Annotated in this window: 10 protein-coding genes; 1 reads left to right on the forward strand and 9 read right to left on the reverse strand. The window is 40.9% G+C overall.

Translation table 11 applies throughout. The features are described from left to right. Positions 1 to 171: 171 nt before the first annotated feature. The 5 genes from ctaF to cyoE all read right to left on the reverse strand — a co-directional run bounded on the left by ctaF (position 172) and on the right by cyoE (position 5,130). On the reverse strand, positions 172 to 504 hold the full coding sequence (gene ctaF, locus DET59_RS04160) for a cytochrome c oxidase subunit IVB (protein ID WP_113968342.1): 333 nt from the start codon (positions 502 to 504) through the stop codon (positions 172 to 174). A gap of 4 nt (positions 505 to 508) precedes the next feature. Beyond that, the gene (locus tag DET59_RS04165; RefSeq protein ID WP_113968343.1) at positions 509 to 1,138 is read right to left on the reverse strand and encodes a cytochrome (ubi)quinol oxidase subunit III; all 630 of its coding nucleotides are present in this window, start codon (positions 1,136 to 1,138) and stop codon (positions 509 to 511) included. Next, positions 1,138 to 3,009: a cytochrome c oxidase subunit I gene (gene ctaD / locus DET59_RS04170; RefSeq protein ID WP_113968344.1), complete on the reverse strand. Its 1,872-nt coding sequence runs from the start codon at positions 3,007 to 3,009 to the stop codon at positions 1,138 to 1,140. The genes DET59_RS04165 and ctaD overlap by 1 nt, the downstream gene beginning before the upstream one ends. Before the next feature lie 29 nt (positions 3,010 to 3,038). Beyond that, on the reverse strand, positions 3,039 to 4,115 hold the full coding sequence (gene coxB, locus DET59_RS04175) for a cytochrome c oxidase subunit II (protein WP_113968345.1): 1,077 nt from the start codon (positions 4,113 to 4,115) through the stop codon (positions 3,039 to 3,041). A gap of 103 nt (positions 4,116 to 4,218) precedes the next feature. Continuing rightward, positions 4,219 to 5,130, reverse strand: coding sequence for a heme o synthase (gene cyoE, locus DET59_RS04180; RefSeq protein WP_113968346.1), 912 nt, complete (start codon positions 5,128 to 5,130; stop codon positions 4,219 to 4,221). Between the two features lie 482 nt (positions 5,131 to 5,612). Between cyoE and DET59_RS04185 the strand changes: the two genes are divergently transcribed. Beyond that, positions 5,613 to 6,530: a COX15/CtaA family protein gene (locus tag DET59_RS04185; RefSeq protein WP_309472427.1), complete on the forward strand. Its 918-nt coding sequence runs from the start codon at positions 5,613 to 5,615 to the stop codon at positions 6,528 to 6,530. Between the two features lie 37 nt (positions 6,531 to 6,567). On the opposite strand, the gene pyc is transcribed toward DET59_RS04185, so the two are convergent. From pyc to glsA, 4 genes are all read right to left on the reverse strand, one after another. After that, a complete protein-coding gene (gene pyc / locus DET59_RS04190) occupies positions 6,568 to 10,008 on the reverse strand; it encodes a pyruvate carboxylase (RefSeq protein WP_113968347.1) in 3,441 nt (1,146 codons plus the stop codon). A 142-nt stretch (positions 10,009 to 10,150) separates the two neighbouring features. Then, entirely contained in the window at positions 10,151 to 11,368 is a 1,218-nt protein-coding gene (locus tag DET59_RS04195) for an FtsW/RodA/SpoVE family cell cycle protein (RefSeq protein ID WP_113968348.1), read from the reverse strand. A 114-nt stretch (positions 11,369 to 11,482) separates the two neighbouring features. Then, positions 11,483 to 11,764 carry an Fpa/YlaN family protein gene (locus DET59_RS04200; protein ID WP_113968349.1) on the reverse strand — a complete coding sequence of 94 codons (282 nt, stop codon included), beginning with the start codon at positions 11,762 to 11,764 and terminating at the stop codon, positions 11,483 to 11,485. A gap of 215 nt (positions 11,765 to 11,979) precedes the next feature. Continuing rightward, complete coding sequence (gene glsA, locus DET59_RS04205) at positions 11,980 to 12,906, reverse strand: glutaminase A (RefSeq protein ID WP_397540915.1); 927 nt, start codon at positions 12,904 to 12,906, stop codon at positions 11,980 to 11,982. Positions 12,907 to 12,960 lie beyond the last annotated feature (54 nt).

The raw sequence follows: 12,960 nt of genomic DNA on the forward strand, positions 1-12,960 counted from the left end.
TACCGGAAAGGCGCTCTTTGCCTTTTTGGTATGTTTGACTTATGACCTCGAGCCTCTAAGCCCCGGAGCTGGACAATTAGAAAAGCGGAGCCGACTTGGTTGGCCCCACAAGCATACGGGAAAACCCAAACTCCACACAAAAAAAGCCAGCCATCCGGCTGACTTTTTTCTTTAGATCCATACAATCGTTACAAATGCTAACACTGTGATCAATGCAACAAGTGCACCAGAGTACAGGAACAATGCAGGTGCTTCATGACCTTTATGACTCATATGCATGAAGTAATAAAGTTGAAAAATTAGTTGAACAACTGCAAGTAAGAGGATGAAAGGTACAATAAAGTACTTATCAAAATCTCCTGCCACTGCAATGAACGCCACCAATGTTAAGAAAATCATTAACATGAAGGATGTAACCTGCATTCTCATATCCTCTGCATTTTTCTTACGACGATATTCGTAATCTACACTTGGGTTACCTGAATTTGATTGTTGATTCGCCATCAGTTTATCCCACCATTCCCATTAAGTATACTACTGTAAAGATAAATACCCATACAACGTCGATAAAATGCCAGTATAGAGAAGCTAAATAGAACTTTGGAGCATTGTAAAGATTTAGTCCACGTTTAGCGTTACGAAGCATTAAGCTAACAATCCATAGAAGACCGAAAGCTACGTGCGCACCGTGGAATCCAACCAGTGTATAAAAGGCTGAACCAAATGCACTACTAGTAAAAGTATGCCCGTATTCCTTTACGTATTCACTAAACTCATAAATCTCTAGTCCCAGGAATGCTGCACCTAGAAGAACTGTGACTAATAACCAAGCCTGCATGCGTTGGAAATTATAGTTCTTCATATGATACATTGCATAAACACTTGTAAGAGAACTTGTTAAAAGTAACATCGTTGCAATAAATGCAAGTGGTAAATCAAAGATGTCAGCAGCAAGTGCATGACTATCACTTGGTACTCTGTCTTTAAGCGCTAAATATGTTGCGAAAAGAGATCCGAAAAGGACTGTTTCTCCACCAAGGAAAAACCAAAAGCCCATAAACTTGTTTTTTCCCTCAAGGGTTGCCTTTTCAGGGGAGGCTGGCCAGGTCTTTGGGGTAAATTTTTCTTCAGTATGCATTATGCCTTACCCCCTTTATCATCATCCATTAAATCTTCTTTATGAACATGATATCCATGATCATCAATTACAGAACGGAAGAACATTGCACCCAATGTGATAAGCATTCCAATTACCAGAACAGGGATTGCCCATGCTTTATCTCCATCCGATTGATACATAGCACCAAATGATGCTATGAATAACCCAAGTGAAATGATTACCGGTAGTATCGAGTTATTCGGCATATGGATATCTCCGATAGGTTCTGCCGGTGTTAAATCTTTTTTACCTTCCATTTTTTCTAACCAATAAGCATCCAAACCACGGATAAGCGGAGTTTGCTTAAAGTTATAGAATGGTGGTGGTGATGGAATCGCCCATTCAATGGTACGTCCGTCTCCCCATGGGTCATTAGAAACTTTAACCCCTTTGACTTGAGTCATAATGACATTAACAAGAAGTACAATAACCGCGACTCCCATGAACCCTGCTCCAATAGAAGAGATTAAGTTTCCTGTTTCTAATCCTTGACCAGGCAAGAACTTCCAAATACGACGAGGCATGCCCATTAAACCAAGGAAATGTTGAATAAAGAATGTTAAGTGGAATCCGATAAAGAATAACCAGAAAGTGATCTTCCCCAAGAAATCACTTAACATTGTACCGAACATTTTTGGCCAGTAATAGTGAGTACCTGCCAATAGAGCAAATACTACCCCACCAACGATAACGTAGTGAAAATGGGCAACAACGAAATACGTATCATGGAACTGATAGTCAGCTGTTGCAGCTGCGTTCATGATTCCGGTTACTCCACCTGCTACGAAAGTAGGGATAAACGCAACTGCGTAGAGCATTGGAGTCGTGAAGCTGATACTTCCTCCCCACATCGTAAGGAGCCAGTTAAAGATTTTGATACCTGTAGGAACGGCAATGGCCATTGTCGCAACGGCAAAGATGGCATTTGCGATTGGTCCAAGACCTACTGTAAACATATGGTGAGCCCAAACCATGAATCCTAAGAAACCGATAAGTACGGTCGCAAATACCATGGATGAGTAACCGAATAAACGCTTTCTGGAAAAGTGTGGAATGATCTCAGAGAAAATTCCGAAAGCAGGTAATACAAGGATGTATACCTCAGGGTGACCAAAAATCCAGAAGAAATGCTCCCAGATAATGGTGTTACCTCCATTCGCTACATCAAAGAAATTCGATCCGAACATACGATCAAATAACATTAAGAATAATCCTACCGTTAAAGCAGGGAACGCGAATAAAATAAGTGCCGAAGTAACAAATACTGTCCATGTAAATAGGGGCATACGCATATATGTCATACCCGGAGCACGCATATTAATGATGGTTACAAGGAAGTTGATCCCACCTATTAATGTACCTGCACCTGAAATTTGTAACCCCAGTACATAGAAATCAATCCCATGTCCTTTAGATGCCATTGCGAGTGAAGCATATGAAGTCCACCCGGCATCTGGTGCTCCACCTAAGAACCATGAAAGGTTAAGGAAAACTCCACCTGCGAAGAATAACCAAAAACCTAATGAATTCAGGAAAGGAAATGCAACGTCACGAGCACCGATTTGTAAAGGTACAACCGCATTCATGAATGCGAATATTAACGGCATGGCCGCTAAGAAAATCATCGTTGTACCGTGCATTGTTAAAACTTCGTTGTATAAGCCGGCACTAACAAAGTCATTGTTAGGAACAGCAAGCTGTATACGAATGATAAGAGCTTCTAATCCACCGACTAAGAAGAAGAATCCTCCAGCCATAAGGTAAAGGATGGCGATCTTTTTATGGTCTACTGTTGTTAAATAGTCCCAAACAGTCGCGCCGAAGCCTTTTTTCTGTGCATAGCTACTCACGATTAAACCTCCCTTTAACTAATCCCCAATTAATCTTGAACTTTTAATCCCATCAGATATTCTGCAAGGGCATCAAGTTCGTCTTCCTGCAGGTTACCATATGTACCTGTCATTTTGTTACCTGGCTTATACTGTTCAGGATCTACCAGCCAATTTTTCAGCTCTTCTTTGTTGTGATCCAGAATACCTGCGATTCGAGTACGCTCACCAAATGTTGCTAAGTTAGGAGCAAGACGAGCTGATTCCGGACGTCCATCCTGAGGTGATACTGCGTGACAGCTTAAGCATTTTTGGTTGAAGATTTCTTGTCCTTGTTGTGCTAAATCAGAAGATGGGTTAGGTTCTCCTGCATTTTTCATATCTTCTACCCATGCCGTAAACTCGTCCTTAGGAAGCGCTTTTACTTTAAAGTCCATTAAAGCATGAGAAGGTCCACATAGCTCAGCACATTTTCCGTAGAATAATCCGCCTGCGTCTTTAGACTTTTCCCCATCAAATTCAAGGAAAAATGTGTTTACGTTGTCGACGTTTGAATCAATCTTTCCTCCAGCAGCTGGAATCCAGAATGAGTGCTTAACGTCAGAAGCTGTAACATTGAAGTAAACTCTTTGATCGGTTGGTACAACTAAATCCTGTGAAGTGATGATTTTTTCATCCTCATACTCAAATTCCCACCAGTAAAGGTTTGCGCGAACGTTTATAACTAAAGCTTCGCGATTACCATCTGCATCTTTTTTATCCATAGCCTTTGTATCAGCTAATTCGAAAGTAGACGTTACGGTCGGAACAGCCAGGATAAGAAGAAGGATGATTGGAATGACTGTCCACACGATTTCAAGTGTGTGACTTCCTTCAACCTGTTTCGGGATAGTAGTATCTCCCTTTTTTCTACGGAAACGAATAATCGCTACCATATAGACGATAACTACTACAATGATTACTAATACCATTATTAATGTAGACAGTATCATTAAATCATATTGTGACTGTGCTACTTCACCAGCTGGCTGTAATGTGGAGAGAAATGGCTCTCCACAACCAGAAAGAACCAGCGCTAACATTGCTACAATTGAGAATAAGCGCCACTTAGATAGCCTTGCTTTCATAGCTTAATCAAACCCCTCTTTCATGTAATATACTTTTGAATAAAACAAGGACTCATAAAAAATATCTATTTGGATTTCTTATCAGAAAGAATTCCCACTAATCTTATAGTACGGTAACGATAACCATCGCTACGAACAAGACAGTTAAATAATTCAGTGAATAGACAAACATAAGTTTTGACCACTTAATATCATCTTTCATTTTGTAACCTGCGAGGCCCAGTGCTAGCCAGCCAATGTTAAAGGCTGTTGCAAGGATAAAGAAGAACATTCCTAAATCCATCAAGAAGAATGGCAAAGGCAGTAAAGCTGCAACCCATGCAACGATATGGTGCTTCGTTGTAGCAAATCCCTTTACTACGGGAAGCATCGGTATATTCGCTGCTCTGTATTCTTCCACTCTCTTCATCGCTAAAGCGTAGAAATGAGGCGGCTGCCAGATAAACATCATCAGGAATAAAACCCATGCGGTGATATCCAGATTTGCATCTACAGCTGACCAACCGATAAGTGGTGGGACCGCACCTGATATACTCCCTACAATGGTGTTACTTACGTATTTCCTCTTAGACCACATTGTATATAATACAACGTAACTAAATACCCCAATGATTCCTATCACACCTGCAGTGACGGTGGTCATAAATAACATTATGATTCCCACTGCAATCATAATTAATCCCAAAGACAATGCTTTAGGTGCATTGATTTTACCTGTTACGGTAGGACGTCCTTTCGTACGTTCCATCAGAGGATCGATGTCTCGATCAAACACATTATTTATGGAGCAGGAACCTGCGATAATAAGGGAAGAACCTATCAATGTCAGGAACATCGTATCAAGAGAATTTAGAAAGTGTGTATTAGTAAAGTAAAAAGCTAACCACATACCTGTAAAGGTAGTAATTAAGTTGGAATTAACGATACCAATTTTGATTAGTGCTAAAAAATCCTTCCAAGCAGTTGAGGTTGTCAAATCTGCTTCTTGAGCGTTAGTCATCATTTGACTAGACATTCTCTTCCTCCTCTCTATAAAAAGCCAGAGGCCAATTGCCACCTCTATACTATATAGGAAATGATTCACTATTTCTATATCCATCTGTTAATTCATGTACAGATAAGAAATAGTATATATGCTATCAATATTATATTAAACCATATATTTTAGCCTTTTGGGGGGAGAATTAGACAAGAATGTGAAGAAATTGTGAAGAAAGAAAAATGCAGACGTTTCTTCATATTTCTACAAACATTTTAAACCCATCATACCATAAAAAGATGCTAAGCGCTTACAGATTTTGTTTTTCTGCAAATTAGTCATTATCTACTAATAGTTATTCTCTTCATATAAATATAAATCATGCTCATAATTCTGTAACATTTTATCGGTTGAGTTTTACCGACCTTTTATGTATTATCGTAGGGGCATATATATTTTTCTACTATATTTATAAATTAGAAAGTGTGTAGAGTCTATTAATTAAGAAGGTGAATAGATTGCATAAAGGTGTCCACAAAGGATTAAAGTGGCTTGCCGCCCTCACTACTCTTGGTATGTTATTTGTTCTATTGGGCGGAGCCCTCGTAACGAAGACCGAATCCGGTATGGGCTGCGGACGAACTTGGCCACTATGTAACGGACAATTGATTCCAAGCGATATAACGTTCGAGCTTGTCATAGAATTGGCACACCGGGTTGTCTCCGGTGGTGTAGGATTATTAGTGTTGGCATTATCGATATGGTCATGGAGAGCGATTGGATATAAGCGTGAAACAAAATTCCTTGCTGCACTCTCTTTCTTTTTCTTAGTACTGCAAGGTTTAATCGGGGCTGCCGCTGTACTCTGGGGGCAATCGGACTTCGTACTTGCCCTGCATTTTGGGATTTCACTTATATCATTTGCTTCGATTCTATTATTAACACTTCTGATCTTTGAAGTCGATCAGAAATTTGATGCCAACTCATTGGTCATTAATAAACGGATGAGATTCCATACAATAGGAGTCACTCTATATAGTTATATGGTTGTTTATACCGGTGCTTTAGTCAGACACACGGATTCGAGCTTAGTATGTAAAGATTGGCCGTTATGTGTCAACTCGTCTCCTGGTCTCCCCTCCAATCTGTATGAGTGGATTCAAATGGGGCATCGGACAGCAGCGGGACTCATTTTCTTATGGATTGCTTACATCACTTATATTGCGATTAAAGAGCATAAGCACCAAAAGGTTATTTATTGGGGATGGATCATCGCATTTACGCTGGTATCCCTTCAAGTCATGTCCGGAGCACTCGTGGTGTTCACAAGATTAAACTTGGGAATTGCTTTATTGCACGCTTTGATCATCTCTTGTCTATTTGGATTACTCTGTTACTTTATTCTGCTCATTTCAAGAAGTAAGCTGAAAGCATAAAAAAAAGGATTCCGGTCATGACCGGAATCCTTTTAATTTATGCTTTTTGAACTTCTATTAATAGGTCACCAGGACTGATGGCGTCACCATTTTGCACGTAGATGTCTTTCACTACCCCTGCAAACGGAGCTTGTACGGTCGTTTCCATTTTCATGGCTTCGGTGATCATTAAGTGATCCCCTTTTTCAACCGCCTCTCCTTTCTCTGCAATTACCTTAATCACGGTTCCAGGCATGGAAGCACCAATATGAGTCTCATTTTTAGCATCAGCTTTCATCTTGGTTGCGACTGTCGATTTAATGCTTTCATCTTTTATCACAATTTCACGTGGCTGACCATTCAGTTCAAAGTAGACGATTCGTGTACCATCTGCCTGAGCCTGGCCAATGGAAACGAGCTTGACAATAAGTGTTTTCCCGGTTTCAATTTCAACCTCGATCTCTTCACCCAGTCTCATTCCGAATAAGAAAGTAGGCGTGTCGAGAACGGAAATATCACCAAATTGATCCATTGTATGTGCGTATTCCATAAACACTTTAGGATATAGAGCATATCCAAGAGCATCGAAACTAGTGACAGGGCGTTGCAGGTCTTCGAATAGCTTTTCTTTGAGTGCTGTGAAGTCTACGTCATCGAGGAGCTCCCCAGGTCGAACGGTTAATGGAGTGCGCCCTTTCAGAATCACGCTTTGTAAGTCTTTCGGGAATCCGCCATGGGGCTGACCCAGATATCCTTCGAATAACTCAACCACTGAATCAGGGAAATCGATCTTTTCCCCTTTTTCAATGACATCTTTCTCTGACAGATCATTCTGAACCATGAACAACGCCATATCCCCGACAACTTTTGATGAAGGAGTAACCTTTACGATATCCCCAAAGAGGTGGTTGACCCTTGCATACATTTCTTTTACTTCTTCCCAGCGATGACCCAATCCTACAGCTTTTGCCTGCTGCTGAAGGTTACTATATTGTCCCCCGGGCATTTCGTGCTTGTAGACCTCTGAATGAGGAGACATCATGCCGCTCTCAAAGTCTGTATAGTATTTTCGAACGTCTTCCCAGTAGTGGGAAAGAGTCTCCAGTGATTGAATATCTACATTCGGTTCTCTTTCGGTTCCTTTCAAGGCGTAATAAAGTGTATTGGCACTTGGTTGAGAAGTTAATCCAGACATCGTGCTAAGGGCTGTGTCGACAATATCCACACCTGCTTCAACGGCTCTTGCGTAAGTGTATATACCGTTTCCACTTGTATCATGGGTGTGTAAGTGGATAGGCAGACTGACCGTATCTTTCAGTTCTGAAATAAGCCGGTAGGCCGCCTGTGGTTTTAAGAGCCCCGCCATGTCTTTAATCGCTAAAATATGTGCTCCGCTTGCTTCTAACTCTTTTGCCAGATTCTTATAGTAATCAATACTATATTTGGTCCGGGTAGGATCTTCAATGTCCCCTGTATAACAAATGGCTGCCTCGGCGATTTTCCCGCTTTGTCTCACCGCATCAATGGCTACTTCCATCCCCTTGACCCAGTTTAAACTGTCAAATATCCTGAAGACGTCAATACCTGCGAATGCTGATTTCTCAACAAATTCTTTAATGACATTATCGGGGTAGTTCTTATATCCAACGGCATTTGATGCTCTCAGCAGCATTTGGAATAGAACATTGGGAATGTCCTCTCTCATTGTTAATAATCGATTCCAGGGATCTTCCTTTAGAAAACGGTAGGCTACATCAAACGTTGCCCCTCCCCACATTTCATAGGAGAACATATCTGGAAGCAGGTGGGATGTCGGTTCTGCAATTTGCTTCAGATCATTGGTTCTGACACGCGTAGCCAGTAAAGATTGGTGAGCATCCCTGAAAGTTGTATCAGTAAGGAGCACTGAGTTTTGTTCCTTGACCCAATTAACCAACCCTTCTGCACCATGTTGATCTAAAATTTGCTTTGTCCCAGGTTTGAAGTCTTGTTTCAAGTCAAGAGCGGGAATCCTTGGCTTTGAAAATACAGGCTTTTTCTTCTTCTCGATTCCCGGGAAACCGTTCACGGTTACATTTCCGATATAAGAAAGCATCTTTGTGCCACGGTCTTTTCGTTTCGGAAAAATAAACAGTTCAGGTGTCGTGTCAATAAAGGATGTATCGTATTTACCTGTTATAAAGTTTTCATGCTTAACGACATTTTCCAGGAAAGGAATATTCGTCTTGATTCCACGTATTCTAAATTCTTGAAGATTTCTGACCATTTTGGATGCAGCTTGTTCAAATGTCAAAGCCCACGTGGACAGTTTAACAAGAAGGGAATCATAGTATGGAGTAATGACGGCTCCCTGGAACCCGTTACCTGCATCCAATCGAACCCCGAATCCGCCGCCTGAACGGTAAGCCATGATCTTGCCGGTGTCAGGCATAAAGTTGTTCAATGGATCTTCTGTCGTCACACGGGATTGAATCGCAAACCCATTTGTCCGGATTTCTTCTTGAACAGGTATGCCAAGCTTACTACTATGTAGTGCATGACCTTCGGCAATCATTAATTGTGATTGAACGATATCCACTCCGGTAACCATTTCCGTAATCGTATGCTCTACTTGAACGCGAGGGTTTACCTCGATGAAATAGAACTGCTCATTTGCAACGAGGAATTCAACCGTGCCTGCGTTCACATACTTTACTTTATCCATCAACCGGACCGCTGCCTCACAAATATCCTCTCTCAACTGATCACTCAAAGATACGGATGGTGCTATTTCTACTACCTTTTGGTGACGTCTCTGGATGGAACAATCGCGTTCATATAAGTGAATAATATTGCCGTCTTCGTCCCCAAGTATTTGAACTTCTATATGTTTAGGATTCTCAACAAATTTCTCAACATAAATTTCATCATTACCAAAAGCTGCTTTTGCTTCAGATTTAGCGCGCTCGTAAGCTTCCTTTAAGCTTTCCAGGTTACGGACGATACGCATTCCCCGTCCTCCGCCACCTAATGAAGCTTTGATGATGATCGGGAAGCCGTGGTCCTTCCCGAAGGCAATGACCTCTTCCAAAGTCTCTACGGGGCCATCTGTTCCAGGAATAACCGGTATATTGGCTAATTGGGCCTGATGACGTGCCTTTACCTTGTCACCGAACATATTTAAGTGCTCTGAATGAGGCCCTATGAAGGTGATCCCCTCTTCTTCACATCGTCTGGCAAAATGAATATTTTCGGACAAGAAACCATAACCGGGATGGATGGCATCGACATCGGCGTTCTTTGCGATTCGAATGATCCCCTCTATATCTAAATAAGCATCAATTGGTTTCATTCCTTCTCCTGTCAGGTAGGCCTCATCAGCTTTATATCGATGATATGCTCCCGAATCTTCTTTACTGTAAATGGCGACGGTTCTAATATTAAGCTCCGTACATGCACGAAACACACGGATGGCAATTTCACCGCGATTTGCTACTAATACTTTTTTGATTTTCTTCAATACACTCTCTCCTTTTGGCTATTCATGATTGAAAATCTCTGTAAAGCAGTCTATGAAAAAAGGGCTGACCCGAAAGATAATAAAGAAGTATCTTAGGGGGCAGACCCTAGACTTAGAGTTTTAGATACTCTATCAAAGTGACCTACATTTTTACACCATATATTTTTTTGCTATTATCCATATTCTCCGAAGGATAGCCATTTTCCTTCTTTATTTTATATTTTTCTTCATATTTTACAAACATCGACACATTCACAAGGACACCCATCGACAAAGATAGCACTAATAATGATGATCCTCCATAGCTGATGAATGGAAGTGGGACACCTGTAATCGGAATTAGTCCCGATACCCCTCCTAAATTAATGAAGGCTTGAATACCGATCATACTGGATATTCCGATGGCCAGCATCGTTCCAAACGGGTCCTGGCATTTAACTCCCGTATATATCCCCCGAAGCACGATATAAGAGAGTCCGAGTATGACGAAGCTTACACCGAATACACCTAATTCCTCAGCAATGATAGCCATAATGAAATCCGTTTGCGGTTCAGGAAGATAACCCAGCTTTTGAACACTCTGCCCTAATCCAAGCCCTTTTACCCCTCCAGAACCAATGGCAAGGTATGAGTTCACCAAGTGGTAGCCTTCCCCTTGGGCATATTTAAACGGTGATAAATACGCTTCAATCCTGCTAAGCCTTTCTCTTGTAAAAATAAAGCCTCTTGCAAGGTATATGACCGGTGACAGTACGACCAACAGACCTACTCCCAGACCAGCCAGCTTGGAGAATGTTTTAAAACTGATCCCTGAACAGGAAATAACGATTGCTCCAATGGCGAAAATGATAGCCGCCGTACCAAAGTCAGGCTCTAAAAAGACTAAAAAACATATAAAACCTAAAAATAGTAATGGCGGGGCAAGGCCCTTATTAAAATCATCTATGTATGCCTGTTTCTTGGAGTATACAGAGCCAAGATAAATAATGACGGCAAGCTTGGCGAACTCCGATGGCTGAATGGGCATGAAACCTAAATTAATCCAGCTTTTTGCGTTATTTACTTCATAACCGAAAATATGGACCCCGATTAATAATCCGATAACGATAAACATGAGTCCCTTGATTATTTTCCCCACTTGGAATGCTTTGTATGGAAACCATGCTGCTATCGTAAAGGCAAAGAACCCGATAAGAATATTGATCATCTGCCTTTTATAGAAATGGTCACTTTCCCATCCAAATCGTTCTACAGCCATGACCATACTCGCACTATAAATCATTACCAGACCAAACAGACAAAGAAATACATATACAGCGATTAACGAATAATCATAGGACTTTGCTATTTTTTTAATCATGACATTTCAATCCTTTTTCTCTTATATCATTTAAATTAATCCCAACCAGTCAGAATCTGTAACAAAAAAACTCAAACAACAGATCTATGTATTGTTTGAGTTGTCATGACTATTTTACTTTTTTGTAGATGCTTCATGAAGGGCAGAAAGTTGTCTTTCTAAAGAATCAATCAGCTCTTTTCCATCTTGATCATCTACTAATCCTAAACGGACTGCAAATTCTATTTCACGAGATAATCCGAACATTTGGGTATCCAATACTTCCTCATAAAGAGGACATTGGGGCATCGTTAAATTATCCATTTGTACTTTAATAAGTTGTAAAATCTTTTCTGCGTCGGCCTTTAGCAGTTCATAGGCTTTTTCTCGATGATTAATTGTCATTTCTGACGCCACAGTGATCCCCCCATTCCGAACAAATAGCTTTCCTGTCTTAAAATTTTATCGTTAAATCAGAGAAATTGCAAGAAAAATAAGTGTATTCCCCGGGATTCTATGACAGAAATTCGAATTATTATTTCGGAGGGATCCTCATGAAAATTCTTTTACAAATACCTATCCGAAAACTCCCTAAAAAAACATCCCTTTACGTGACATGGCATGACCCTTCTTTAAAAAATACTCCAGGAATATTCATCACTGAGCATTTCAAGAAGCTTTAGCCCTGCACTGCTATTCCCGACATGGTCTAGTGCAGGACCAAAGATACCGATTCCACACTTCCCGGGAATAGCACCCATGATCCCACCTGACACTCCACTTTTCGCCGGAATACCCACTTTAATGGCAAATTCTCCGGAAGTATTATACATCCCGCACGTAACCATGAACGTTTTACAAATTCTCGCAACATCTCTCGTAATAATTTCGCGCCCGCTTTCAGGGTCAACGCCATCATTGGCAAAAACCGCCCCCATCTTAGCAAGGTCGACACAGCTCATTTCCACCGCACATTGTTTTGTATACAGAACAAGTAAATCTTCGACATTTCCGGTAATCACACCGTGCTGCTTCATATAATAACAAAGCGATCTGTTTAAATTGGCTGTTTGAAGTTCTGAATAAGCCACATCCTCATTATATGATACTTTGTCCCCGGTCATATGATTGATGAACTCTATTAATCGTTCCCACTTTTCCATTCCTGTGTTTCCTTTAATCATATTCGTGACTGCGAGTGCACCAGCGTTGATCATCGGATTAAGGGGTTTCGAGGGCTTATGTGTTTCGAGCTTCGCTATGGAATTAAAAGGATCACCAGTAGGCTCCATGCCAACCTTGGAGAAGACATGATCCTCCCCATAGTCCATCAAGACAAGAGCAAGAGTAATGACTTTCGATATACTTTGCAGTGTGAACTTCTTTAAATGATCTCCTGCATAACAAGAATGATTTTCCAAAGTATATATACTTATCGCCAAGTCACTTGGGTTTTGATCCTTTAATGCAGGTATATAATCTGCAACCTTTCCTTCAGCTGAAAAAGGTCTTGCTTTCTCCACTAATTCTTCCAACAGCTCCTGAGTTCTAATCACTATGGTATCAGCTCCTTTAGTCCTACCTTTAGTTTCCCTACTTTCACCGATTGAAAA

It is taken from the genome of Rossellomorea aquimaris, assembly GCF_003315075.1.
GTDB classification, from domain to species: domain Bacteria; phylum Bacillota; class Bacilli; order Bacillales; family Bacillaceae_B; genus Rossellomorea; species Rossellomorea aquimaris_C.